This is a genomic window from Rouxiella aceris, assembly GCF_012933545.1.
Taxonomy (GTDB): domain Bacteria; phylum Pseudomonadota; class Gammaproteobacteria; order Enterobacterales; family Enterobacteriaceae; genus Rouxiella; species Rouxiella aceris.
In genome coordinates, this window is sequence record NZ_JAADJU010000002.1 from 226,988 (window position 1) to 251,058 (window position 24,071).

Sequence of the window (24,071 nt, forward strand, 5' to 3'; positions counted from 1 at the left end):
TCTGCGATGAAAACCATCATCAAATGTTCCGCCATTATTATCCGCAACCGATCTCTGTTGCTGACCCGAAAACAAGGCACCACTATTTTTATCTCACCAGGGGGGAAACCCCTGCAGGGCGAGGACCATCTTAGCTGCCTGCGACGCGAAATCAGAGAAGAGCTGAATGTCGAAGCCGCAGAAATCAGACCTTTTGGCCTGTTTCATGGCATTGCGGAGTTTGAATCCGTGGCCATCGAAAATCACGTCTATCAGGTGGAAGTGGTGGGTCAGCCGGTGGCCAGCTCGGAGATCGCCGAAATTGCCTGGGTGAACTACCGTAAGCCTCCTTGTGAAGTGGGTGTCGCCTCGGTGTTTCGCGACAACGTCTTACCGCTGCTTTATCAAAAAGAGTTGATTGACTAATGGACCCTTCATCATTATCACCCCAGCTCCAGGCGCATCACGGCAGCCACTTTTACAAAAAAGTGAACCAGCTACGCGAGACCTTACGGGAAAAGCTTAGTGAAGTTTATGGCCTGGAAAAATACGATGTGTTTATGGTGCAGTCGGTCAGCGTCGGGCTGGCCATTCTGTCCCATCTGTTACATAAGCAGCAAATCTCCTTATCGCTGGCCAGACATCAACACTATCTGCCCATTGACCAGCTGTTTGCGCATTCGGTGTCACCGGGTATGGAGAATAGCGGGGTGCATATTGTCACCCACGTTAATCCCTATACCGGCGAGGTTAACCCGCTGAATCAACGGCAAAACCGCGTGGTGGTGGATGCCTCGCACAGTTTTGCCACCAACCGCCATAACGACCTGATTGAACACGGATCGCTATTTCTGGCACCACTGCACAAACATGCTTCGGTGGCGGTGGGTCTGACGTTGATCGCCGTGCGTCCCGAACACTACAGCATGCTGCTGCGCAGCGAATTACGGCTGTTTGAAGGCTCCACAATGTCGCCGACCCCCCTGGAGATGGCGCTGACCACCCTCGAAGACCCGCTTTGGCGGCCATTCAATGTGGCCAGCATTAATCCTATTGATATCGGCCTGCCGGACGGCGATCGTCTGCGCTCGGTTAACGCCCCGGGACTGCCGTTTTGCTGTTTGCGTGTGCCAACGTTTTCGGCACAACAGCAGCAGACGGTAAAAGCGCTTAACGGCAGTTATTTTGAACACAGCGATACATTGCGCTTATCCCGCTGGAGCCGCGGGTATAAGGGTGATTCGGTAGACTGTACCGCCAGCGTTTTTGAAGATATTTCAAAACTATGGAATATAAGATGAACAGAAATACTGTGGTAAACGGTAACCTGATTGGCATTCTCGGCGGCATTATTCTCAGCACGGATTCGCTGTTTATTCGCCTGATGGCGGTGGATAACTCTTGGTTGATTGTGGTGCTGCGCGGGGTGTTGATGTGGGCGGTGATGTTTGCTGTCTGGGGGCTGTGGCCAAAGAGTCGGGCGGTACTGGGCGTGCCCTGGATCACCCGGCAGAATCTGTTGCCCGCGCTGTTTTTTTGCGCGGCATCGGCCTGCTTTGTCAACGCCCTTAATCGTGGCAATATCGCTACTGTACTGGTGATTATTTCCTCAACGCCTTTTGTTTCGGCAATTATCTCACGGCTGTTTTTCGCCACCAAAATCGACCGCTCGTTAATGGGAGCGGCGATGGTGGGCATGTTGGGGGTGGTGATTGTCATGACTGGCCGCCAGTCCGGCTATGACGGCAGCGCCAACTATTTTGCCCTGGCGACTGCGGTGTGTATGGCTCTGGCCTTTATTTTTGCCTCGCGCGTGGAGCAAGGCACGCTGGCGTTGCCTTCGCTGGGTGGCGTGCTGGCATCGGTAGTGGTTTCTCTGTTTGCCGGTAGTGGTCTGGTCACCCCTTTGCTGGCGCTGCATGCCGGGCAGTGGGGATGGCTGGTTATTGAAGGGGCGTTGATTATTCCTGTCGCCATGGGGCTTATCTCACTTTCTACCCGCTATGTGCCCCCGGCCAATGCCGGTCTGTTTCTGCTACTGGAAACGGCGCTGGCTCCGTTATGGATTTATCTGTTCCTGCAGCAGGCTCCGACGCTGCATGCCGTGGTAGGCGGCGGGATTATTATTATGGCTGTCATATCGCAAACCTTACGGGTCAAAAAGCAGGCTGCTATAGCATTATAAGTAACTCCCTAAGCCCCTTTCTTGAGGAAGGGGGCGCAGAATGGTATGGTTGATCGTTTTCGACTCTTTATAAAAATTACATGCAAGGGGATTTACGCAATGCGTATCATTCTGCTGGGCGCTCCGGGCGCAGGTAAGGGAACTCAGGCGCAATTCATCATGGAGAAATACGGTATTCCGCAAATCTCTACTGGTGATATGTTGCGCGCAGCTGTTAAAGCCGGCAGTGAGCTCGGCAAAAAAGCAAAAGAAATTATGGACGCCGGTAAACTGGTCACCGATGAGCTGGTTATTGCCTTGGTTAAAGAACGTATTAGCCAGGAAGATTGCCGCAACGGTTTCCTGCTTGACGGTTTCCCACGCACAATTCCGCAGGCTGATGCCATGAAAGAAGCCGGTATCAAGGTAGACTTCGTGCTGGAATTTGATGTCCCTGACGAACTGATCGTTGATCGCATCGTTGGCCGTCGCGTACACGCTCCTTCTGGTCGCGTTTACCACGTTAAATTTAATCCGCCAAAAGTGGAAAATAAAGACGATGTCACCGGTGAAGAACTGACGACGCGTAAAGACGATCAGGAAGAAACCGTGCGTAAACGTCTGGTCGAGTATCATGACCTGACCGAACCGCTGGTGGCTTACTACGGCAAAGAAGCCGCAGCAGGCAATACCCAATACGTTAAAATCGACGGCACGCAGAAAGTTTCTGAAGTGCGCGACGAACTGGCGGCGATCCTCGGTTAATCCCGCGCAGCGAGTTACAGGTATCAGGGCGGCTTCGGCCGCCTTTTTTTATCCTTCTCTCCCCACTTCCAATCGCATTGATTGTTAATGCCATTTGCTGTTATCGGTTTCGATTTGTCAGTGTTTGGTTACAATGGATGCGCACGCAGGCACAGTCGATTTATTTTATCGCTATTATTTTAGGGAATTCAGCATGATGCAGAAAAAATTCGGTGTTTTACTGGTTAATCTCGGAACGCCGGAAGCACCCACTAGCGGGGCGGTAAAACGTTATCTGGCTGAGTTTTTAAGTGATACACGCGTGGTTGATCTCAGTCGACTGCTTTGGTGGCCGATTTTACGAGGAGTGATCCTGCCGTTTCGTTCGCCGCGCGTTGCCAAACTCTATCAGTCGGTATGGATGGAAGAGGGATCGCCGCTGATGGTATTTAGTCGGCGGCAACAAAAGGCGCTGGCGGCACGCTTGCCCGATACGCCAGTGGAACTGGCAATGAGCTACGGCAAGCCAAGCCTGCAAGACAGTATTGATCGCCTGCTGAAACAGGGCGTCAGCCATATGGTGGTTCTGCCGCTTTATCCGCAATACTCCTGTTCCACCAGCGCATCGGTATTTGATGGCGTGGCGCGGGTACTTAGAGAACAGCGCCGTTTACCTTCAATCAGCTTTATTCGTGACTACGCCGAACATCCGGCCTATATCGCCGCGCTGAAAACCAGTATTTTGCAATCCTTTGCCGAGCACGGCGAGCCGGACCGCCTGCTGCTGTCGTTCCACGGCATTCCGCAACGCTATGTTGCCTTGGGTGATGACTATCAGCAGCGCTGTCAGGATACCGCGCAGGCACTGAGTGAGGCGCTGCAACTGCCCGCCGGTAAGCTGATGGTCACCTTCCAGTCGCGTTTTGGCCGCGAGCCCTGGCTGATGCCCTATACCGATAAAACCATGGCGACTTTGCCCGCTCAGGGGGTAAAACATATCCAGGTGATCTGCCCGGGCTTTGCTTCCGACTGCCTGGAAACCCTCGAAGAGATCAAAGAACAAAACCGCGAAATATTTATCCATGCCGGCGGTGAAAAATTTGAATATATCGCCGCTCTTAACGATCGCGTCGAGCATATCGACCTGTTGCAGCAGCTGGTCACCCAGCACTTTTAACCGGCATTGATTAAACAAGGCGGAGAGTGGCAACCGCCTTGTTTTAGTGCCCGCACGACAAGACAGCGGCTTGATCCCTATAGCAGGCTAATGGCTTATGATAACATCGCGCCCTGTTTCCATTTCCTGTAACTCATCGCCATGAAATTTCCCGGTAAACGTAAATCCAAACACTACTTCCCGGTCAGTGCCCGCGACCCTTTGCTGCGTGACTCTATGCTGCAAAGCATGCAGCCCGACGCCGATACCGTCGCCTCTTATATTGTCGGTATTGACCAGACGCTGGTGGATATTGAAGCCAGAGTAGAGGATGAGGTTATTGCCCGCTACGGGCTGATCGCCGGACAGTCGAGTCTGATTGACGACGAACGCGCCGAGTTGCTGTATCAGGAACTGACCAGCCAGTCGCTGATCACCCATCAGTTTGCCGGGGGTACCATTGGCAATACTCTGCATAACTACTCGGTATTGGCCGATGACCGTTCGGTGTTGCTGGGCGTTATGTGCAGCAACGTTAAAATCGGCAGCTATGCCTATCGCTATCTGTGTAATACCTCCAGCCGCACCGATCTTGATTATCTGCAGGGCGTGGACGGGGCCATTGGCCGCTGCTTTACCCTGATTAATGAAAGCGGCGAACGCACCTTTGCCATCAGCCCCGGTCATATGAACAAGCTGCGTGCCGAGAGCATTCCCGAAGCAGTGATCGCCGGGGCATCGGCCCTGGTGTTGACCTCGTATCTGCTGCGCGGCGCCGCCGGGGATCCCATGCCGGAAGCGACCATGCAGGCCATCGCTTACGCCAAAAAATATCAGGTGCCGGTGGTTTTGACCCTGGGCACGCAATACGTGATTGCCGAAGATCCGCAAGGCTGGCGTGATTTTATTCGTGAGCATGTGGCGATATTGGCGATGAACGAAGATGAAGCCTGTGCCTTGACCGGCTTGAGCGATCCGCTTATGGCGACCAATCAGGCGCTGGACTGGGTGGATCTGGTGTTGTGTACCGCCGGGCCAAGCGGCCTGTATATGGGCAGCTACACTGAGGATGAGTTTAAGCGGGCAACGCAACATCCGCTGCTGCCGGGAGCCATTGCCGAGTTTAACCAGTATGAGTTTAGCCGCGCCATGCGTCGCGAAAGCTGTACCCAGCCGTTGCGTATTTTCTCGCATATCGCCCCTTATATGGGCGGGCCGGAGAAAATCATGAACACCAACGGTGCCGGGGATGGCGCGCTGTCGGCGCTGCTGCATGATATTGCCGCCAACGGCTTCCACCGTAACTCGGTACCCAATTCCAGCAAACATCCGCGCGACTATCTGACCTATTCTTCGCTGGCACAGGTATGTAAATACGCTAACCGGGTCAGTTATCAGGTATTAAACCAGCACTCGCCGCGGCTAAGCCGGGGATTGCCAGAACGGGAAGACAGTCTGGAGGAGTCCTACTGGGCGCGCTGATTTGCTGATTAGGCCGCCCTCGTTGTAAGCCAAAAGGCGCAGGCGAGGGCGGCCGACGCTGCCCGACAAGTGTCAGACAGCGGGCAACGCGTGTTAGCGGTTTTTACCTTCCACATCCGGCAGAAACGCAGTAAAAATACCCAATAGCGGCAGGAAAGCGCAGATTTGATAAACCAGTTCAATGCTGGTTTTATCGGCAACATAACCCAGCACCGCGGCACCCACGCCCCCCATACCAAACGCCAGTCCAAAGAACAGCCCTGATACCATACCGACCTTGCCGGGGATCAGCTCCTGGGCATAGACCAGGATCGCCGAGAACGCCGACGCGAGGATCAGCCCAATAATCACGCTGAGTACACTGGTCCACCACAGATTGGCGTGGGGTAACAGCAGGGTAAAGGGCGCGACCCCGAGGATGGAGACCCAAATCACATACTTGCGGCCAATCTTGTCGCCTATCGGGCCACCGAGGATGGTGCCTGCGGCGACTGCCAGCAGGAAGGCAAACAGATGAAACTGCGCATCCTGGATGGAGACACCAAATTTATGGATCAGATAGAAAGTGTAATAGCTGCTCAGACTGGTGAGATAAAAATACTTGGAAAACACCAGCAACAGCAGAATGCCGAGGGATAAGGCAATGGTGCGCGGCGGTAGTCGGTTAACGACCACGGCGGCGGGACCGCGTTTTTTCAGCAACTGTTGCTGATGGCTGTACCACTTGCTGACCTGCAACAAGACAATCATCCCTAACAGCGCCGCCAGCGAGAACCAGGCAACATGGCCTTTGCCATAAGGGGCAATAAGCAGCGCCGCCAGTAACGGGCCGAGGGCACTGCCAAAGTTACCCCCCACCTGAAACAGCGACTGTGCCAGACCGTGACGACCACCGGAGGCCATACGTGCCACCCGCGAAGATTCCGGGTGGAACACCGAGGAGCCGGTACCCACCAGCGCGGCGGCAATCAGGATCACCGGGAAACTCTGCGCCGCCGCCAGCAACAGCAGACCGGCCAGGGTAAAGCCCATGCCCACCGGCAGCGAGTAGGGTTGCGGATGCTTGTCGGTATAGTGGCCAATCAGCGGTTGCAGCAGCGAGGCGGTGATCTGATAGGTCAGGGTGATCATGCCAATCTGGGTAAAACTGAGGCTGAACTCATGCTGCAGCAGCGGGTAAATCGCCAGGATCAGCGATTGCAGCATATCGTTAAGCAGATGAGAGACACTGATGGCCGTCAGCACCGAGTAGACGGTGCCTTTTAACGCGCTGCTTTTGGTGGCTATTTTTGCCTGGCTCTGGTCGGTCATGGTTATCCTGTTTTAATCCTGTTTGGCAATATCCGCAAAGCGGCCATTAAGTAATACACAAAGTGCCTCTGCCGCCAGCTCAATATCCAGACCGCGCTTGCCGCCGGAGACAAAAATGCTGGCAAATTGTTGAGCGCCACTGTCGATCACCGTCGGCAACAGCTTTTTCTGACCCAATGGGCTGATGCCCCCCACCAGATAACCGGTCACTCGCTGCGCCAGTTGCGGATCGGCCATATCGGCTTTTTTTGCCCCCAGCGCCTTGGCGACTTTTTTCAAATCCAGCTGCGAAGCCACCGGTGTCACCGCCACCGCCAGATTTTTCGCCTCACCGTTTAAGGCCACCAATAAGGTCTTATAAACCTGAGCGGCATCCAGCCCGAGTTTCTTTACCGCTTCTTCACCGAAGTGAGTTTCATCACTGCTGTGTTCGTAAGGATGCAGGGTGAAACTGATTTTATTTTTCTCTAACAGTTTAACGGCGGGGGTCATTTTGCATTTCCATTTAATAAATGCAGGCTAACTGCGAACCTGTCTCGATTGGATAAAAAATAATCACAGAGCTCAATCGTCTGATACTAAAGAGTAAAGCATGTTTTTTAATCATTGAGCGCGTAATTTAAGCAAATTGAGAGTTGCCAGGCAGGCGCTCTCATTGCTACCCTACGCGCGCCGGCATGGATCCCTCAAGGACTCTATGCTGCCGCGATAATTAATAAAAATGAAATTCCTCTTTGACTGGCCAATAGAAATATTGGCCATTTTTTTGCGTGCTACCCGGCGAGGCTATGCCGAAGGCTTGTGTTTTAACAGGCCGGGAAGATTTCCTTCACCGTAAAGATGCAGTGCGCCAACGGCCACCACATAATTTCCTGCCGGCATCGCTTCCAGCCGTTGCTGCCACTGTTTGTTGCGCTGGTGCATCAGCACATCATAAAGCGTATTGCCAAAGGTCGCCGGCAGTTGATCGATATTAATAGAAGGACGGCGCTCCAGCCACCAGCCGATCATGGTCTGTAATAAGCGAGCATTAGTGTGCCAGTGCGTCAGCGTATCCTCAAGCAGACTCCGCCCCTCATTGGGCAACTGCTGTAGCAGCGTCAACTGTTGTTGCGCCCCTTCCAGTTCAATCACTTTTTTGCCCTGCGTTCTGGCACCGGTCAGCAACTGGAAATCGATACCGTATTCGCCGCGCAGACCTAAACGCTGTGCCTGTACCGCTTGCAGCGTCAGGGCAATCTGCCAGCACGGCAGGCTGGCAAGGCGATAGAGCGAGGTGCCCATTTCTTCGCACAGGCGTTCGATCTGCTCATATTGCTCGGCATTAACGCGCTCGCTGAGCGGCGGCAGGTCATCGGGTTGTCCAAAGGGCGAGTCATTGTTGACAATATCCGCTTCGACAATCAGCGCATCGGCCTGAGACATTTTGTAGGTCAGCTCCCTGGGCAGCGGCGCCATATTTTGCGTGCCCATATGGATACTGCCGACCAGATGAAAATAGCGTCCGCCCGGCAGACTGACGTCCACCGCCGGGTAGGGGTATTGTGCGGGAGAGAGTCTTCCGAACCAGCGAGCCAGTCGATTAAATAGATGCGATATCATGCGTAGTCTCCCTGTTACCATTGCCGTTATGCTAACCCGTCACTGTCGCGGGTAACAGGGAGAATGTCCTGAATAAGCGATAATCCTTAGGCTATCGCCAGTTTTGCCACCGGCTATTGCGGTTTGGGGGTGAAGTGCAGCAGACGATTGGCATTGGCCACTACAGTGATCGACGACAGCGCCATGGCCGCCCCGGCGACAATCGGGCTAAGCAGCGTGCCGGTAAAGGGAAACAGCACACCGGCGGCGATGGGAATACCGATCACATTGTAAACAAAAGCGCCCATCAGGTTTTGCTTCATATTACGCAGCGTGCCTTTGGCCAGCGCCAGTGCATCGGCGACGCCGTGCAGACTGGGGCGCATCAGGGTAATGGCCGCGGTTTCTATCGCCACATCACTGCCACCGCCCATGGCGATACCAACGTCAGCCTGCGCCAGCGCCGGGGCGTCATTTATGCCGTCGCCAATCATTGCCACCTGTTCCCCGCGTACCTGCAACGCCTTGATGGCCTCGGCTTTGCCTTCAGGACGCACACCGGCGATAACCTCATCAATCCCGGCCAGTTGCGCGATGGCTCTGGCGGTCAGCGCATTGTCACCGGTCAGCATTACCAGCTTATAGCCTTGCTGATGCAAACGTTGCAGCGCCTGAACGCTGTCGGCGCGCAGCATATCACGCACGGCAAACAGCGCCGCCAGTTTGCCATCAACCGCCAGCAATACCGGGGTCATACCCGCTGTCGCCTGGCTGGTCAGTAACCTCTCGGCATCACTACAGTCGATATGCTGTTGCTCCAGCAGGGCCTGATTACCGAGCAGTAACGACTGCTCAGCCAACTGACCGCTAACTCCCAGCCCGCCCAGCGTACGGAAATTCTCGACCAACACTTTGTCCATCCCCTGGGCTTTTTCGACAATCGCCTGCGCCAGCGGATGATGGGAACCCTGCTCCAGCGACGCCGCCCAACTTAATGCCTGGCGTTCGCTAAACTGGTTAAACAGATGGATCTCCGCTACCTGAGGTTTACCCTCGGTAAGGGTGCCGGTTTTATCAAAGACCAGCGTGGTCAGGGTGCTGGCTTTTTGCAACGCATCGGCATCTTTAACCAGTACACCAAACTCGGCGGCGCGACCGACACCGGCGGTAATCGACATCGGTGTCGCCAGACCGAGCGCGCAAGGACAGGCGATAATCAGCACCGTGGTAACAATCACCAGGCTGTACATCAGTTGCGGCTGCGGGCCAAAAAAGTACCAGATCGCGCCGCTAAACAGCGCAATGCACACCACAATGGGTACAAATACCGAGGAGATACGGTCCGCCAGCTTGCCGATTTCCGGCTTGCTGCCTTGCGCCTCACGCACCAGTTTGATAATGCGTGATAGCGTGGTTTGGCCACCCACCGCCTGAGCGATAAACTGCACGCTGCCGTCTTTTACCTGTGTACCGGCGCTAATTTTTTCGCCGCGGCGGCGGTGCTGGGCCAGGGGTTCACCGGTCAGCATCGCCTCATCAAACCAGGCTTCACCCTGCTGGATTTCGCCGTCAACCGGCACCCGATCACCGGGAGTCAGGCGCAGCAACATACCCGCTGTCACCTCCGCAAGTGGACGGATGCTTTCGCCCTGTTCGTCAATCACTCTGGCCGTGGGCGGCGTCAGATCCAGCAGACGTTCAAGTGCCTGCGAAGAACGCTGGCGTCCGCGCTGTTCCAGCGCATGACCCAGATTGATCAGGCCGATAATCATCACGCTGGCTTCATAATATAAATGCCGCGCCTGCATTGGGAAGACGTCCGGCCACAGCGTAACCATAAAAGAAAAAATCCATGCGGCGGCGGTACCCAGGGATACCAGGGTGTCCATATTGGCGCTACCGTGCAGCAGGCTTTTCCAGGCACTGCGATAAAAGTGTCCACCGGCGATAACCATAATAGCCAGCGTCACCAGACCGACGATCAGCCAGCCGCTTTGATTACTGGCGGTGACCATCATATCGCCACCCAGTAACCCCCAGGCCATCAGTGGCAGGCCAGCCGCCAGACCCAGGGCTGCCTGCCAGCTAAAACGGATCATACTGCTCCGCGCCGTCTGTTGCTGACGTTGGCGACGCAGGGTTTCATCAATAATAATTTCCGCGCCATAACCGGCTTTTTCAACGGCGATAATCAGCGCTTGCGGATCTTTTGCCCCTTTGACCAGGGCACTGCGCTCGGCCAGATTGACGCTGGCCTGGGTGACGCCGCTGACGCTCTGTAACGCGCGCTGGACTTTATTGACGCAACTGGCGCAGCTCATGCCGTTAAGCAGCAACTGCACACTGTCAGCGTCGCTGCTGTCCTGGTTAATCAGGGGGGCCGGAACAGAAGAGGAGGCCGCTGACTGATGTTCCGGCTCGGAGAATTCAGGCAGAGTCAGCGGCTCAGATTTTGGGGACGACCCCTCCGTTACCAGCTGCGCGTGATAACCGGCATTTTCTACTGCCGCAATCAGGCTCTGGCTGCTGGCATCGCCAGTCACTACTGCCTTATCCAGCGTAACTTCCACTTCTGCGGCACCGCTTACCGCTTCGAGCGCCTTGCGCGTCGAAGCTACACAGTGACCGCAGGACAAACCCTGCAAAGTCAAAATGGTGGTATTGCTCATAATCATTTCCTTTGGGCGAGACAGGCCCGGTTGGTTGTAGCCGAGGGCTGGTGTGATAAGTGATGTAGAATAAACCTTCCTGCAAGGGGAAGGTCAAGACCTATAAATCTCCCTAAGTATTAGCAATAAAAGTGTTGGGTGATTTTCTTTCTGCTCAATGCCATAGATACGCTTCTCAACCTGCATCACCGCCCGCTTAATCAGATGCCAGAGACCGATAGCTGTATTATCGAAACCCTTTAGTCGAGCCTGCGCTGCGTCACAAAGTAATAAAGAAAATTTGAGTTAAGTATTATTGCCTGGTTAAGATAAAAACACATAACCCATTTAAATTAAAAGGAATTTAATCTATGGCGATGGGATTTTTTCTTCGTGTGGGCGATAAAACCTCCTGTGGCGGCGAGATCCTGACTGGTGACCCAACTTTTAGCTGGTATGGCGTACCCACCGCCCGTGATGGCGATGCAGTATCCTGCGGCAAACATTCCGGGCGCTTCCAAATTTGCGGCGGAGTTCAGGATGTCTGGGATGAGGGACAAATGCTGGCCGGAACCCTGGATAGCATCAGTTCCTGCCCCTGTCGCGCCACCTTTATTAATTCCATTGTTGATTGCTATGAAAAGGAAGAGCAAACCGCCGTCACTGACCATGTCTTTACTAATACTGCTGCTACTGCGGTAGTGCCTCGGGTTGGCGAGGAGGCTAACCAAAAAACCGCCGCGCAGGATCTGCCTTGCCGTCATGCTATCCGTTTCCGCTGTAGCGATGACCATGGTCACTTGCAGCTGAATTGCCGCTATATGTTGTTGTTTCCTCAGGGGCACCGGGAAACGGGAATTACGGACGCTCAGGGCTTAACGGCATGGCATTTTATTGAATCTGCTGAACATACCAGCCTGCATCTATTAAAGGATTAATTATGCCTGTGTATCATCTCAGTACCCGTATTAGGGCTAACATTGCGCCGAGTTACTTGTTGTACGACTTATGTATTTACCGGATGGACTCCAGGCGAAATAAATATTCCCTGGTAGATGTAAAACAGCAACCCTTGCAGGGGAACTATGAAACCCAGCGTCATGCCACCGACGATATTAATGATCCCCTTTCTACAATCTATATTATGGAAGTTACGCTTTATCGCACAACCCTGCTTGAGACCATCTGTGTTTCCCTTGCTCCCTTTACCCATATGTATACGCTGGAAGAGTTTGCCAACGGCAAAGCCTGGTCGGCGGTTAAGCGCGAAAATCCCTGTTATTTTGAATCAATCGGCATCCCGAAACCGGTAAGCCAGGGCGGAGAAACAAAGGACGTAAAAATATCAATACCGGAAAGGCCTTTTATTGCCAAGGAATATCCAATTGGCGACCCCCGCGATCCTTTTGAAAAAAACAAAATTGAAAGAGATATTAGCGACAGATTAAATCATTGGTCTTTTCCTACCCAAGGTAACGCCAGCGTTTGCGGCCCGGCAGCCTTTTTTTACTGTCTGCAAAAGGATCGACCCGACATTTATGCCCAGGCTGCGTGGGAACTATGGCGTTACGGGAAAACCAAAATCGGCCAACTTGAGATCTTGCCGAGTGAGGGCTGTCGTCATCCTTCTGGTTTATTCTATACACCTGATGGATATAACAGAATATCCGGGCTTGATTGGATAACAATGGCTAGTCTGAGAGACTCGGAAAATGCACTTCTTAGCTTTGATACTCTCGACTCTCCATTTGCCGGGGTCACTATGTGGCAAATATTGACCGAGTGGTTTGAGAAAGCGGGCTATAAAATGGTATTTAGTAACGTTGGCATAACACAAGCCGGTATACAAGGAGTTCATGAGTTAAATGAATATGCAAGAAAAGGATATAAAGTTGTCACATTAATTAATGATGGCCTGCTTAATAGTGGGAGTTCATTATTAACCGTACCTACTCACTGGATTGTCTGGGAAGGTCCGCTAACTCAAGATCATGCAGGGATGGTGCAACTAAATCTGTTTTCATGGGGTCAAGTGCGTGAACAGATAAAGAGTGGTAAAAACCTATCTTTTTTAATTAATCGTTTTTTTGGAGGGGTGGTTTTTAAATCGCTAAAATAAATATGTGGTTATTAAGAACTGTTTTTTCATTGATTTTATTCTGTATAAGTGCATGTAATGCAAGAATAGAGTTTCTTCCCGATGGTGAAAATTTAAAACCCGCCAAGGTTGGAGAACCTTATTATCTAAAAATTAATATTTTGGGCGGCGGTGTTATTGGAGGGCCTAAGAAAATAGCAGGTTTGGCTATTCCGGATAATAATGGTATTTTCTTACGGCATTGCCAACTTCCAGAATGGGAAGTTGCTAATATGCAACCTAAGGATAGTAATAATTATAATTGTGTTGAAATATACGGAACACCCATAAAAAATGGCGAGGTGAAAATTATTATAAGCGGGTCAATGTATGGGAGTATGATTTCTAGCGCTAGAGAATTTAGCAAAAATTATAAATTACAAGTTATTCAGCCATAATTCTGAGGTGGCTAACTAAGTGGTAACCCCCCTCCGTAGAAAGGGAGTACTAAATAATATAAATATGAAAATAGCGAAGCGTTGGCAGTCAAAGTAAAACCGAGAAAATATGTCTTTAACAAGCGATTTTGGAGGAGTGGTTTTTAAACCGCTAAGATAATATGAGGAAAATTTTACTTCTTTCTTCGTTAGTTCTCTTATCTGCATGTACTTTGCAAGCCAGTTTTACTCCAGAAAAAAGTAAACTTAATGATGCTACGCTTGGAGTGCCATATTACGAGCAGATAAATATATTTGGTGGTCGTGTTCTTTCTTATGATTTACATAGTAAAGAGGTGATTGCCGGTGATATTACACCAGATAATATCGGACTACAAATGCAATATTGTAATGATAAAATGGGGAATAATTGTTTACAAATTAGAGGGGTGCCAATAAAAACAGGGATAGTTAAAGTGCGGGTATATGGTGGTTTGGCTGGGGGGATGTTTTCAAGGGCAGGGGAATTCGATAAGACCTATACAATCAAGATAAAACCACCGGAAGGTTCTTCTTGAAATTATTTTTCCGTATGAATTGTGCTATCACACATTCGTTTTTTGGAGGAGTGGTTTTTAAACCGCTAAAATAAACATGTGGTCATTGAAAATAGCTTTTGTATTTATTTTATTCTGTATAATCGCCTGCAGTCCAAGAGCGGAATTTCTTCCTGATGGCGAAAATTTAAAACCTGCAACAGTGGGAGAACCTTATTATTTAAGAGTCAATATATTGGGTGGTAGGGCTTTGGGGGGACCTAAGTGGATTTTAGGGTCTGTTGTTCCTAATGATTCAGGAATTGCCCTACGTTATTGCCCATTACCTTCTTGGCGGATTACAAAACAAACAACGGATACTAACGATCATAATTGCATTGAAATATATGGGGTACCAAATAAAACTGGAGTAATAAAAATCACTATTGGGGGAGCATTATATGGACATATGTTGGCCAGCGGCAGCGAGTTTAGCAAGATCTATAAATTACAGGTTACTCAACCATGATCGAGAGTTATCTTATTGGGTTACTTTTGCCTTGTATATGGCTTCTTCTGCTGCAAATGAGAAAACCGCTCTGGGTGGCAGTTTTCTCGCAGGTGAAAGGGAGCAAAACCTGTCCATACTCTTCACTATTTTGCCAGCGGAGCAACGTTGAGGTCATTTGAATATTATCTGGCAGGCAAGGTTGTTGGAAGTGCCTTTGTTTAACTTGTAACGCTCGCTATAATCCTTCCTTACCTGTCAGGTTGGCAACTTAACCGCGCGGTCATTTACCGGCAATCCACCCTCGACGAATGCAGCACATTTTAATGAAAATTTTTAAGGGGAATTTCAACGTGAAACGCTTGCCAGCGAATAATCGCTTGCACCATATAGATGCTTTACGTGCGATAGCCGCTTTGTGCGTAGTCATTATGCATTTCTACACCGGATTGCCCGGTGGTGCTGCCAGTTCAGCTTTGGCTGGCAATGTGCAGGTCCTTGATTTCGGCCGTATTGGGGTGGTTCTGTTCTTTACGATATCCGGCTTTGTTATCCCCGGCAGCTTGCAGCCTGGAGAGCATAAGGGCGTTTTCTGGATCAGGCGATTCTTTCGACTTTATCCCGCCTACTGGGTCTCTATCTGTGCCGTTATCCTCGCGCAATGGCTATTCCTCGATACAACTTTTAGCCTTCGGCAAATCCTGGCCAATATCACCATGCTACAAAACTTCATGCATTTTGAGAATATCCAGGGGGTGTACTGGACTCTGAAGGTTGAGCTGATTTTTTACGTTATGGTCTATTTGGCATTTTGTTGTCACTTGCTGGAGAAACCGGCTTTTTTGCTGGCAGCTTCGGCATTTTTCTTCGTCATTTTTGTGTTTTATCTCGATTATTGGACCGGCGTCACCACGCTTGCCCATCGTTTTATTGAGTTCGCCAATCTTTCGCATGTCAGTGATGCCCATGGCGGAACTGCAGACAATCATCCGTTACCTGGCGCACTCAATATGAACTGGGGTAATTTCTCTGGCTATTTTTCTGTAATGTTTTTGGGCGCTGCGCTGCGTCTGTGGTTTATTGGCAAAATGAATCGTGCCGATAAATTCGCCACAGGCATTCTTGCTCTCGGCTGGTTTGTTTTGTTACCAGCGATGGGAATGATTGTTTATGTACGGACACAGGACGTGGGGCTGTTTAGTATGTATGGCTCATGGAGTACGGCGCTGGCACTCTTTATGATCCTGGCTTTTTTGTCACCCATTCGATCCAAAATAATGGTTTGGCTTGGTGTGGTGAGTTATTCGCTGTATCTGCTGCATCCGCTGGTGATAGACACATTATTTGCTTTTCATGTGACGGCGGCATGGGCAGCGGCCTATCCGTTACTGGCATTGCTATTTTGTATTATTATCTCCGCTGCGCTTGCGGGATGTTTATATCATACGGTAGAGCGAACTGCCGTAAATATTGCCCGTCAGCTAACCAAGGGGTTAAGTATTCGCAATGGCAATTTATAGCGCCAGGATGGCGGATATGCTTCTTGAATAAAGGAAGTATTGATTTTTTCTAACTGGCTTTATGACTAAGGGTCGGAACCGCCTCTCAAGGATAAGTTAGAGAACACTAAGTCCTTTTCAATGGTTATGCCGCCCCCCATGCCACTCAGCGTAAATCCCCTTATGCAGCTATTAAAAATTCATAATGCGCATCCGCCAACTTTGCGATAACCTTCCAGTGAAGGGAAGGTAACGGAGGCAATATGAATATTAGCGATGTGGCAAAAAAAACCGGGTTAACCAGTAAAGCGATCCGCTTTTATGAGGAAAAGGGCCTGGTCACCGCGCCTATGCGCAGCGATAACGGCTATCGCAGTTATGCGCCGCGACATATTGAAGAACTTACGCTATTACGTCAGGCGCGACAGGTAGGCTTTACCCTCGATGAGTGTCAGGAGCTGGTGGCGTTATTTAATAACCCGCAGCGGCATAGCGCCGATGTTAAAGCGCGCACGCTGCAAAAAGCGCAAGAGATCGCCCTGCATATTGAAGAATTGAAAGCCATGCGTGAGCGCTTACTTGCGCTAGCCGAGGCTTGTCCCGGTGATGATGGCGCTTTTTGCCCGATTATCGATAATCTAAGTGGCTGCTGCCATAAGTAACCTGCCCGGAGGCAGTGCGTGACGGAGTTTGCCCGCTATCACGCAGCAGAAAAAGCACGGCAGCACCAAGGGTTGCCGTGCGAAAGGTTAAATCTGGCGGGCCGTGGTGCTGTGAATCACCTGCAGCGTATTGCCTTCGACACCGGTTACCTCCACCTCGTCACCGATGTTAAGGTTTTCGGCACCACTGACTCGCCAGGTGCTGTCACCAATACGGATGCGGCTAAAGCCATTTTCCGGTTGTTCCAGCAAGCGGCCATGCAGGCCCAGCATTTGTTGCCCGCGCTGGTTGAGGCTGCCATTGGGCGCGTCAGCGTAAGCTTTACGCTCTAGCCAACTGGCCCATAGCAAGGCAGCGATCACCGTAAACAGCGCAAAAGCCACCCCCTGCCACTCCCACGGTAGCGGGATCAGCCAAATCAGCAGACCAACCAGCGCCGCCGCGACGCCGCTCCACAACAGATAGCCGCTGGCACCCAGCATTTCTGCCGCCAGCAGCAGACCACCCAGCGACAACCAGAACAGATGCGGACTTGCCGTCAGCTGTTGCAGCATTATTTTCCGCCTTTGGTTTCTTTCAGTAATTCGGCAATACCGCCAATGGAGCCCATAATACTGGTGGCATCCAGCGGCATCATAATCACTTTACTGTTATTGGCCGAGCCGATCTTGGTCAGCGCTTCGGTATATTTCTGCGCGATAAAATAGTTGATTGCCTGTACGTCCCCGGCAGCAATGGCGGCGGAAACCATCTGTGTTGCCTTGGCTTCGGCTTCGGCGCTTCGCTCACGGGCTTCTGCCTGCAGGAAGGCGGACTGACGTTCACCTTCAGCCTTGAGGATTTGTGACTGTTTCTCCCCTTCGGCGCGCAGAATAGCCGACTGTCTTACCCCTTCAGCTTCGAGGATATCGGCACGTTTGGTACGCTCGGCTTTCATTTGCGCATTCATTGCCGAGACCAGCTCGGCCGGTGGTCGCACATCACGAATTTCGATACGGGTGATTTTCACCCCCCACGGATTGGTGGCTTCATCGACAATATGCAGCAGGCGCGCATTGATGCTGTCGCGCTGTGACAGCATTTCATCCAGCTCCATCGAACCGAGCACGGTACGGAAATTGGTCATGGTCAGATTGACGATTGCCTGTTGCAGATTACTGACCTCATAGGCGGCGCGTGCCGGGTCGATAACCTGAATAAAGCACACCGCATCGATAGCCACATTGGCGTTATCGCGGGAGATAATCTCCTGGGGCGGAATATCAATCACCTGTTCCATCATATTGATTTTACGGCCCACGCGGTCCATAAACGGCACCACCAGATTCAAGCCGGGCATCAGGGTTTTGGTATAACGGCCAAAACGTTCGACGGTCCATTGAAAGCCCTGGGGAACAATTTTGATGCCCGCAAAGACCACAATCAACGCCAGAACGATGACCACGGGAATAAACGTCAGCATAGTTGCAACTCCTGTAATGAGATATCTCAAAAGGTCAGTAAAACCTTTCCCTGTGTGCAGACAAGACTGCCACCGGTAAATCATCGCACATTTGGGCGGGGAGAATACGACTAAAGGGGAAACGAGAAAGAGAAACAGGGAGGAAGGTCACGAAAAAAGCACGCTGTTCCCGAGAGAGAAAAACAGCGTGCGTAAAATACGCGGTGGACGATCAGTAAAGCAGGGCGTAGAGCTGGCGGCGGTATTTGGCGGCTAATGCATCGCCAGTACCGAGGGCTGCCAGGATATCCATCATGGTTTTACGCGCACTGCCGTTACCGGCGGCGAGATCTTTTTTCAGATGGCCGAGCAATTGCTCAAGGGCTTCTTCGTTACGTCCCACTTGATGTAATTGCAGCGCCAACTGCACCGCCAGCTCGACGTTCTGCGGGTCTTCGGCAATCTGCTGCTGCAATTGCTGAATTTCCGGGGTATCCGCTGCTTGTTTCAACAGCTCGATCTGAGCGACCAGTCCCTGATACCGCGTATCACGGTCCTGTAACGGAATGGTGGCCAGCACTGCCTCGGCATCATCGCTGCGGTTAAGCTGAATTTGTACTTCTGCCAGCAGTAGACCAATATCGCTGCGTTGCTGGCTGAGCTGCCAGGCGTCTTTCAGCAATGGCAATGCTTCCAGCATCTTGCCTTCTTGCATCAGCGCGGTGGCCTGCGCTGCCTTGAGCTCTTCTTCTTTTGGCAGCACTTTGCTCAGCAGTTCGCGGATCACTTCTTCCGGCTGCGGTCCCTGGAAGCCATCAACCGGCTGGCCGTCCTGGAACAGATAGACCGCCGGAATAGAGCGCAAACCAAATTGGGCGGCAATTGCCTGCTGTGCATCGCAGTCTACTTTGGCCAGCACAAATTGCCCGGCATATTCTGCCGCCAGTTTGTCCAGGATCGGCCCAAGGATCAGGCAGTGTTGACTGCGCTCAGACCAGAAATAAAACATCACCGGCACCGTCATGGACTGTTCCAGCGTTTGATGAAGATTTGACTCGTTAATTTCGACTGCTAAAGGTTGTGCAAGCATAAATTCTGTTCTCTCTCGTCCGTTCCATTTACCGGGTAGATGGGGGCAACGCCATGATTCTTCAACCCACTGCCCTTGGCATGGCATGCATTTGCGCGGCTTCTCACGGCTTTGGCGGTAAATTATATTTCAACTGTTACTTCTAAGCAGCTTATCCAGCACGCGAGCCGGTAGCAGGCGGCGTAATAGTGACAAGACATGGGCGACCAGCGTGACCGGATAGCGCAATCTGGCTCGCGGGCTTTCCAAAGCATGGCGCAATTTTGGTAAAACCGCCTCTGCGCCCAGGGTGAATCTTTGCGCGATGCCCGGATTGGTTACCGGTTTGTCGGACTGTGCCTGCTGGACGTTTTGCGTAAAGTTGCTGTGCAGCGGACCGGGTTCAATCAGGCTAACCTGAATACCGCTACCGTGTAGCTCCATGCGCAAGGTATCCGACCAGGCTTCCAGCGCAAATTTACTGGCGGCGTACACCCCGCGATTTGGCGTGGTGATCAGGCCCATTACCGAGCTGGTCTGAATAATACGCCCTTCACCGTGTGGCAGCATGGCCGGTAATAGCAACTGGGTGAGCTGGTGGGTGCCAAACAGGTTGCTGGAAAACTGTTGTTCAAACTGTTCGCGGCTAATGCTGTGCAACGGGCCATAAACGCCATACCCGGCGTTGTTAAATAACCCATAAAGCCGGTTACCGGTTAAGGCGATCACCTGCGCGGCGGCTGCGGCGACGCTTTGTTTGTCGTCGAGATCCAGCGTAATGGTCTCAAAACCAAGTTGGCGCAGATTGTCGATATCCTGCGCTTTGCGACAGGTGGCCAGCACGCGATAACCTCGATTTCTGAGATCTTGTGCCGCAACCAGACCAATTCCACTGGAGCAACCTGTAATCAATACCGTTTTTTGCATAACTTTACCTGTTAAGGCCCCCTAATATATGGAGATTATGGTTTACTCAATGATGAGTCACCAAAGGTGCCAATTTGCCTGACATCCAGTCGGCAATAAAATCCTGGGCTGCCTGATTCGGGTGAAGCCCATCATCCTGCATCCACTCCGGTTTGATCGCCACCTGCTCCATAAAGAATGGAACTAAAGGAATGTCAGCCTGTTTGGCCAGGGTGGGATAGATCGCGTAAAACGCGTCGCCATAACGTTTACCGTAATTTGGCGGCAGACGAATTTGCATCAGGAAGGGCTGTGCCTTGGCCTGTTTTACCTGGTCAATAATTTGACTCAGCGTCTGGCTGATGGTCGGTGGCGCAAAACCGCGCAGGCCATCATTGGCACCCAGTTCTACCAGCACCCAACGTGGATGGTGCTGCAGCAGCAGCCCAGGCAAACGCGCCAGACCTTGCGCCGAGGTATCGCCACTGATACTGGCATTAACAATGTCCGGCATACCGCCACGCTTTTTCCACTGAGTATTCAGTAGCGTTGGCCAGGAGGTGTTTGCCGGCAAGCGGTAAACTGCACTTAAACTGTCGCCTACAATCAGCAGCGTATCAGCCGCCATAGCGCGAAAACTTAACATTCCCATCAACAGAAGGAAGGGAAGATGCCAGCGGAAAACGTACTTGAAGTTCATCATCTTAGTAAACACGTCGGTCAGGGTGAGCATCGGCTCTCCATCCTGTCCGGTGTTGAGCTGGTTGTCAAACCCGCTCAGACTATTGCGCTGATCGGCGAGTCGGGTTCGGGAAAGTCGACGTTACTGGGGATCCTTGCCGGATTGGACGATGGCAGCAGCGGTGAGGTGCGGCTATTGGGGAAAAACCTGGTATCCCTTAACGAAGAAGGGCGGGCGGCGCTGCGTGCCAAAAACGTTGGCTTTGTCTTTCAGTCTTTTATGTTGGTACCCACATTAAATGCGTTGGAAAATGTCCAACTGCCCGCGTTACTGCGCGGTGAAAGCGATGCCAGCAGCCGTGAGCAGGCGCTGCAGCTACTCAAACAGCTGGGACTGGGCGAACGTCTGCACCATTTACCGGCACAGCTTTCCGGCGGCGAACAGCAGCGGGTGGCGCTGGCGCGGGCGTTTATCGGACGGCCAAAACTGCTGTTTGCCGATGAACCTACCGGCAATCTCGATCGCCAGACCGGGGAGCGTATCGCCGATCTGTTGTTCTCCTTTAATCGTGATAATCACACCACGCTGATTTTGGTCACCCATGACGAACGGCTGGCGGCGCGTTGTCAGCGACGCTTGCGCCTGCGTGACGGAAAATTGTGGGAGGACGCATGATCTGGCGCTGGTTTTGGCGCGAGTGGCGTTCGCCTTCGCTGCTGATCGTTTGGCTGTCCTTGACGCTGGCGGTGGCCTGTGTGCTGGCACTGGGCAGTATCAGCGATCGGATGGACAAAGGACTGAGCGAGCAAAGCCGTGAATTTATTGCCGGCGATCGCGTTCTGCAGTCCAGCCGACCAATTACTGAGGCCTGGCTCGACGATGCCCGCCAACAGGGGCTAAAAGTCAGCCGTCAGCTGTCGTTTATGACCATGACTTTTGCTGGCAATACGCCGCAGCTGGCCGATGTTAAAGCCACCGATTTGGCCTATCCGCTCTATGGCAAGCTCGATACCCAGCCGCCGGGCGTCAAAGCCGAGCCGGGCACGGTGCTGGTTGCGCCGCGTCTACTGGCGCTGCTTAACCTGAAAGTCGGCGATAATCTCGATGTCGGCGATACCACGCTGCGCATTGCCGGGGTGATCAATCAAGAGCCAGATTCTGGCTTTAATCCTTTCCAAACCGCGCCTCGGGTGATTATCAATCTGGCGGATGTCGACAAAACCGGAGCAATCCAGCCCGGCAGTCGTCTGAGTTATCGTTATATGTTTGCCGGTTCGGCCAAGGATATCCAGCGCTATGGCGAGGCAATCAAAGGCTTGCTGCGACCCGATCAACGTTGGTATGGCATGGAAGAGTCCGACGGGGCGCTAAGTCGATCCTTGCAGCGTTCACAGCAGTTTTTAACCCTTTCTGCGCTGCTGACCCTGATGCTGTCTATTGCCGCAGTGGCGGTTTCCATGAGCCATTACTGCCGCAGTCGTTACGATCTGGTGGCGGTCCTAAAAACGCTCGGTGCCGGACGGCGGGCGCTGCAAAAGCTGATTATTGGCCAGTGGCTGGCGGTTCTGCTGCTGGCAGGGCTGGCGGGCAGTCTGATTGGCCTGGCCTTTGAGGCACTGTTGCTCAAAATGCTGGCACCGGTGCTGCCGGGGCAATTACCGGCGGCGGGGGCCTGGCCGTGGCTATGGGCGATGGGCGCGCTGCTGGTGATCTCGTTGCTGGTCGGCCTGCGGCCTTATCGCCAACTGCTGGCTACCTTGCCGCTGCGGGTGCTGCGCCAGGATGTGGTGGCCAATGTCTGGCCACTGCGTTACTTCTTGCCGCTGATTATGCTGATCGTGGTGTTGCTGCTGGTGGCGCTGGTGGGCAACAGTGCGCTGCTGTGGTCTTTGCTGGCGGGGATTGTGGTGCTTTCGCTGTTGCTGGGCGGCATTGGCTGGCTGAGTCTGTTGCTGTTAAAACGTCTGACCGTTAGCCATTTAGGGCTGCGTCTGGCCATTAACCGCCTGCTGCGTCAGCCCTGGGTGACTCTCAGTCAACTGGCGGCATTCTCCATGTCGTTTATGTTGCTGGCGTTGCTGCTGGTACTGCGTGGCGACCTGCTTGGTCAGTGGCAACAACAGTTGCCGCCAGACAGTCCCAACTATTTCCTGCTTAATATTACCGACCAGCAGGTACCGCAAGTGAAGGATTTCCTGCGGCAAAATCATGTTGAGCCCGATACCTTCTATCCGATAGTGCGCGTCAGGCTGAACAAAATTAATCAGCAACTGGCGACAGATCTGGTTCCACCCGATGCCGCCGGACGTGAGGCGCTCAACCGTGAGTTAAACCTTACCTGGATGCAGGGACTGCCGGCGCATAATCAGCTGGTGGCCGGCACGGGTGCGCCAAAAGCCGGTGAGGTGTCGATGGATGACGGCATTGCCGGCAGATTGGGTATCAAACTGGGCGATACCCTGACCTTTAGCGGTGATACCCAGGATTTTAGTGCCAAAGTGACCAGCCTGCGCAAGGTTGACTGGGACAGTCTGCGCCCCAATTTTTACTTTATTTTTCCGCCAGGTGCCCTCGATGGTCAGCCGCAGAGTTGGCTGACCAGCTTCCACTATCAGCCACAGGGTCCGCTGCTGGTGGCGCTCAATCGGCAGTTCCCGACGCTGAGCCTGCTTGATATCGGTGCCATTCTCGGCCAGCTCGGCGATGTGTTGCAGCAAGTCAGCCGGGCGCTGGAGGTGATGGTGATCCTGGTTATTCTCTGTGGCGGATTGCTGCTGTTGGCGCAGATCCAGGTGGGTATGCATCAGCGGCGGCAAGAGCTAGTGGTGTATCGAACCCTCGGTGCCAGCAAAAAGCTGCTGCGCAGTACCCTATGGTGTGAGTTTGCCGTACTGGGACTGGTGGCGGGAATGGCGGCGGCGATTGGTGCCGAAGCGGCGTTATGGCTGTTGCAGCGTAAGGTATTCGATTTCCCCTGGCAGCCGAATAAGGTGCTGTGGTGGGCGGTGCCGCTGACCAGCGCATTGTTGTTGTCTTTATGCGGTGGCTGGCTGGGGATCAGGTTATTACGCGGGAAGGCATTGTTCCGCCGTTATCCTGGTTGATAGCAAGGGGGCGAATGCCCCCTTCAGACGGCTGACAAAGTCCGTTATTAGGGAGAGTGCACCGTTGGGGTCGTAGCGGGCTTG

General features: G+C 52.6%; 24 protein-coding genes. 15 read left to right on the forward strand and 9 right to left on the reverse strand.

Annotation, left to right across the window (positions count from 1 at the left end; all coding sequences use genetic code 11):
* Positions 1 to 6: 6 nt before the first annotated feature.
* The 6 genes from GW590_RS04660 (at position 7) to GW590_RS04685 (ending at position 5,525) form a co-directional block, all read left to right on the forward strand.
* Positions 7 to 405, forward strand: coding sequence for an NUDIX hydrolase (locus GW590_RS04660; RefSeq protein ID WP_169401855.1), 399 nt, complete (start codon positions 7 to 9; stop codon positions 403 to 405).
* Positions 405 to 1,280, forward strand: coding sequence for a DUF6024 family protein (locus GW590_RS04665; protein ID WP_169401856.1), 876 nt, complete (start codon positions 405 to 407; stop codon positions 1,278 to 1,280). Before GW590_RS04660 ends, GW590_RS04665 begins: the two co-directional genes overlap by 1 nt.
* Positions 1,277 to 2,164 (forward strand): DMT family transporter, encoded by an 888-nt coding sequence (locus GW590_RS04670; protein ID WP_169401857.1) that lies wholly within the window; start codon positions 1,277 to 1,279, stop codon positions 2,162 to 2,164. The genes GW590_RS04665 and GW590_RS04670 overlap by 4 nt, the downstream gene beginning before the upstream one ends.
* Positions 2,165 to 2,263: 99 nt before the next feature.
* Positions 2,264 to 2,908 (forward strand): adenylate kinase, encoded by a 645-nt coding sequence (gene adk, locus GW590_RS04675; protein ID WP_169401858.1) that lies wholly within the window; start codon positions 2,264 to 2,266, stop codon positions 2,906 to 2,908.
* Positions 2,909 to 3,101: 193 nt separating this feature from the next.
* On the forward strand, positions 3,102 to 4,064 hold the full coding sequence (gene hemH / locus GW590_RS04680) for a ferrochelatase (protein WP_169401859.1): 963 nt from the start codon (positions 3,102 to 3,104) through the stop codon (positions 4,062 to 4,064).
* A 141-nt stretch (positions 4,065 to 4,205) separates the two neighbouring features.
* The gene (locus GW590_RS04685; RefSeq protein ID WP_169401860.1) at positions 4,206 to 5,525 is read left to right on the forward strand and encodes an inosine/guanosine kinase; all 1,320 of its coding nucleotides are present in this window, start codon (positions 4,206 to 4,208) and stop codon (positions 5,523 to 5,525) included.
* Positions 5,526 to 5,618: 93 nt separating this feature from the next.
* On the opposite strand, the gene GW590_RS04690 is transcribed toward GW590_RS04685, so the two are convergent.
* The 4 genes from GW590_RS04690 to copA all read right to left on the reverse strand — a co-directional run bounded on the left by GW590_RS04690 (position 5,619) and on the right by copA (position 11,092).
* Positions 5,619 to 6,836: an MFS transporter gene (locus tag GW590_RS04690; RefSeq protein WP_169401861.1), complete on the reverse strand. Its 1,218-nt coding sequence runs from the start codon at positions 6,834 to 6,836 to the stop codon at positions 5,619 to 5,621.
* Between the two features lie 12 nt (positions 6,837 to 6,848).
* Positions 6,849 to 7,328 (reverse strand): Cys-tRNA(Pro)/Cys-tRNA(Cys) deacylase YbaK, encoded by a 480-nt coding sequence (gene ybaK / locus GW590_RS04695; RefSeq protein ID WP_169401862.1) that lies wholly within the window; start codon positions 7,326 to 7,328, stop codon positions 6,849 to 6,851.
* A gap of 294 nt (positions 7,329 to 7,622) precedes the next feature.
* Entirely contained in the window at positions 7,623 to 8,435 is an 813-nt protein-coding gene (locus tag GW590_RS04700) for a TraB/GumN family protein (RefSeq protein ID WP_169402116.1), read from the reverse strand.
* A 116-nt stretch (positions 8,436 to 8,551) separates the two neighbouring features.
* On the reverse strand, positions 8,552 to 11,092 hold the full coding sequence (gene copA, locus GW590_RS04705) for a copper-exporting P-type ATPase CopA (RefSeq protein WP_211186639.1): 2,541 nt from the start codon (positions 11,090 to 11,092) through the stop codon (positions 8,552 to 8,554).
* Between the two features lie 344 nt (positions 11,093 to 11,436).
* On the opposite strand from copA, the gene GW590_RS04710 reads away from it, so the two are divergent.
* From GW590_RS04710 to cueR, 7 genes are all read left to right on the forward strand, one after another.
* On the forward strand, positions 11,437 to 12,003 hold the full coding sequence (locus GW590_RS04710) for a PAAR domain-containing protein (protein ID WP_169401864.1): 567 nt from the start codon (positions 11,437 to 11,439) through the stop codon (positions 12,001 to 12,003).
* A gap of 2 nt (positions 12,004 to 12,005) precedes the next feature.
* Positions 12,006 to 13,184, forward strand: coding sequence for a hypothetical protein (locus GW590_RS04715; RefSeq protein WP_169401865.1), 1,179 nt, complete (start codon positions 12,006 to 12,008; stop codon positions 13,182 to 13,184).
* 2 nt (positions 13,185 to 13,186) lie between these two features.
* The gene (locus tag GW590_RS04720) at positions 13,187 to 13,600 is read left to right on the forward strand and encodes a hypothetical protein (protein ID WP_169401866.1); all 414 of its coding nucleotides are present in this window, start codon (positions 13,187 to 13,189) and stop codon (positions 13,598 to 13,600) included.
* A 161-nt stretch (positions 13,601 to 13,761) separates the two neighbouring features.
* Entirely contained in the window at positions 13,762 to 14,157 is a 396-nt protein-coding gene (locus GW590_RS04725) for a hypothetical protein (RefSeq protein ID WP_211186640.1), read from the forward strand.
* A 76-nt stretch (positions 14,158 to 14,233) separates the two neighbouring features.
* Positions 14,234 to 14,644: a hypothetical protein gene (locus tag GW590_RS04730; protein ID WP_169401867.1), complete on the forward strand. Its 411-nt coding sequence runs from the start codon at positions 14,234 to 14,236 to the stop codon at positions 14,642 to 14,644.
* Between the two features lie 305 nt (positions 14,645 to 14,949).
* Complete coding sequence (locus GW590_RS04735; protein WP_169401868.1) at positions 14,950 to 16,143, forward strand: acyltransferase family protein; 1,194 nt, start codon at positions 14,950 to 14,952, stop codon at positions 16,141 to 16,143.
* Positions 16,144 to 16,385: 242 nt separating this feature from the next.
* Positions 16,386 to 16,784 carry a Cu(I)-responsive transcriptional regulator gene (gene cueR, locus GW590_RS04740; protein ID WP_169401869.1) on the forward strand — a complete coding sequence of 133 codons (399 nt, stop codon included), beginning with the start codon at positions 16,386 to 16,388 and terminating at the stop codon, positions 16,782 to 16,784.
* Between the two features lie 87 nt (positions 16,785 to 16,871).
* On the opposite strand, the gene GW590_RS04745 is transcribed toward cueR, so the two are convergent.
* The 5 genes from GW590_RS04745 to tesA all read right to left on the reverse strand — a co-directional run bounded on the left by GW590_RS04745 (position 16,872) and on the right by tesA (position 20,901).
* Positions 16,872 to 17,339 carry an NfeD family protein gene (locus tag GW590_RS04745; RefSeq protein WP_169401870.1) on the reverse strand — a complete coding sequence of 156 codons (468 nt, stop codon included), beginning with the start codon at positions 17,337 to 17,339 and terminating at the stop codon, positions 16,872 to 16,874.
* Positions 17,339 to 18,247 (reverse strand): SPFH domain-containing protein, encoded by a 909-nt coding sequence (locus tag GW590_RS04750; protein ID WP_169401871.1) that lies wholly within the window; start codon positions 18,245 to 18,247, stop codon positions 17,339 to 17,341. The genes GW590_RS04745 and GW590_RS04750 overlap by 1 nt, the downstream gene beginning before the upstream one ends.
* Before the next feature lie 211 nt (positions 18,248 to 18,458).
* Entirely contained in the window at positions 18,459 to 19,316 is an 858-nt protein-coding gene (locus GW590_RS04755) for a thioredoxin family protein (RefSeq protein ID WP_169401872.1), read from the reverse strand.
* A 129-nt stretch (positions 19,317 to 19,445) separates the two neighbouring features.
* Positions 19,446 to 20,222, reverse strand: a complete 777-nt coding sequence (locus GW590_RS04760; protein ID WP_169401873.1) for an SDR family oxidoreductase — start codon at positions 20,220 to 20,222, stop codon at positions 19,446 to 19,448.
* Between the two features lie 46 nt (positions 20,223 to 20,268).
* A complete protein-coding gene (gene tesA, locus GW590_RS04765; RefSeq protein ID WP_211186663.1) occupies positions 20,269 to 20,901 on the reverse strand; it encodes a multifunctional acyl-CoA thioesterase I/protease I/lysophospholipase L1 in 633 nt (210 codons plus the stop codon).
* Between tesA and ybbA the strand changes: the two genes are divergently transcribed.
* Together ybbA and ybbP are read left to right on the forward strand one after the other, a co-directional pair.
* Positions 20,872 to 21,558 (forward strand): putative ABC transporter ATP-binding protein YbbA, encoded by a 687-nt coding sequence (ybbA, locus tag GW590_RS04770; protein ID WP_169401875.1) that lies wholly within the window; start codon positions 20,872 to 20,874, stop codon positions 21,556 to 21,558. The two genes, tesA and ybbA, sit on opposite strands and share 30 nt — an antisense overlap.
* Positions 21,555 to 23,987, forward strand: a complete 2,433-nt coding sequence (gene ybbP, locus GW590_RS04775) for a putative ABC transporter permease subunit YbbP (protein ID WP_169401876.1) — start codon at positions 21,555 to 21,557, stop codon at positions 23,985 to 23,987. Before ybbA ends, ybbP begins: the two co-directional genes overlap by 4 nt.
* The last annotated feature ends 84 nt before the right edge of the window (positions 23,988 to 24,071 follow it).

Bases quoted from the DNA above. Each gene is read 5' to 3' on its own strand.
- GW590_RS04710 (WP_169401864.1), top strand. From the start codon at position 11,437: ATGGCGATGGGATTTTTTCTTCGTGTGGGCGATAAAACCTCCTGTGGC.
- copA (WP_211186639.1), bottom strand. From the start codon at position 11,092: ATGATTATGAGCAATACCACCATTTTGACTTTGCAGGGTTTGTCCTGC.
- GW590_RS04725 (WP_211186640.1), top strand. From the start codon at position 13,762: ATGAGGAAAATTTTACTTCTTTCTTCGTTAGTTCTCTTATCTGCATGT.
- GW590_RS04745 (WP_169401870.1), bottom strand. From the start codon at position 17,339: ATGCTGCAACAGCTGACGGCAAGTCCGCATCTGTTCTGGTTGTCGCTG.
- adk (WP_169401858.1), top strand. From the start codon at position 2,264: ATGCGTATCATTCTGCTGGGCGCTCCGGGCGCAGGTAAGGGAACTCAG.
- GW590_RS04750 (WP_169401871.1), bottom strand. From the start codon at position 18,247: ATGCTGACGTTTATTCCCGTGGTCATCGTTCTGGCGTTGATTGTGGTC.
- GW590_RS04690 (WP_169401861.1), bottom strand. From the start codon at position 6,836: ATGACCGACCAGAGCCAGGCAAAAATAGCCACCAAAAGCAGCGCGTTA.
- GW590_RS04735 (WP_169401868.1), top strand. From the start codon at position 14,950: ATGAAAATTTTTAAGGGGAATTTCAACGTGAAACGCTTGCCAGCGAAT.
- GW590_RS04720 (WP_169401866.1), top strand. From the start codon at position 13,187: ATGTGGTTATTAAGAACTGTTTTTTCATTGATTTTATTCTGTATAAGT.
- ybaK (WP_169401862.1), bottom strand. From the start codon at position 7,328: ATGACCCCCGCCGTTAAACTGTTAGAGAAAAATAAAATCAGTTTCACC.
- hemH (WP_169401859.1), top strand. From the start codon at position 3,102: ATGATGCAGAAAAAATTCGGTGTTTTACTGGTTAATCTCGGAACGCCG.
- GW590_RS04670 (WP_169401857.1), top strand. From the start codon at position 1,277: ATGAACAGAAATACTGTGGTAAACGGTAACCTGATTGGCATTCTCGGC.
- GW590_RS04715 (WP_169401865.1), top strand. From the start codon at position 12,006: ATGCCTGTGTATCATCTCAGTACCCGTATTAGGGCTAACATTGCGCCG.
- tesA (WP_211186663.1), bottom strand. From the start codon at position 20,901: ATGAACTTCAAGTACGTTTTCCGCTGGCATCTTCCCTTCCTTCTGTTG.
- ybbP (WP_169401876.1), top strand. From the start codon at position 21,555: ATGATCTGGCGCTGGTTTTGGCGCGAGTGGCGTTCGCCTTCGCTGCTG.
- ybbA (WP_169401875.1), top strand. From the start codon at position 20,872: ATGCCAGCGGAAAACGTACTTGAAGTTCATCATCTTAGTAAACACGTC.
- GW590_RS04755 (WP_169401872.1), bottom strand. From the start codon at position 19,316: ATGCTTGCACAACCTTTAGCAGTCGAAATTAACGAGTCAAATCTTCAT.
- GW590_RS04760 (WP_169401873.1), bottom strand. From the start codon at position 20,222: ATGCAAAAAACGGTATTGATTACAGGTTGCTCCAGTGGAATTGGTCTG.
- GW590_RS04730 (WP_169401867.1), top strand. From the start codon at position 14,234: ATGTGGTCATTGAAAATAGCTTTTGTATTTATTTTATTCTGTATAATC.
- cueR (WP_169401869.1), top strand. From the start codon at position 16,386: ATGAATATTAGCGATGTGGCAAAAAAAACCGGGTTAACCAGTAAAGCG.
- GW590_RS04685 (WP_169401860.1), top strand. From the start codon at position 4,206: ATGAAATTTCCCGGTAAACGTAAATCCAAACACTACTTCCCGGTCAGT.
- GW590_RS04665 (WP_169401856.1), top strand. From the start codon at position 405: ATGGACCCTTCATCATTATCACCCCAGCTCCAGGCGCATCACGGCAGC.
- GW590_RS04660 (WP_169401855.1), top strand. From the start codon at position 7: ATGAAAACCATCATCAAATGTTCCGCCATTATTATCCGCAACCGATCT.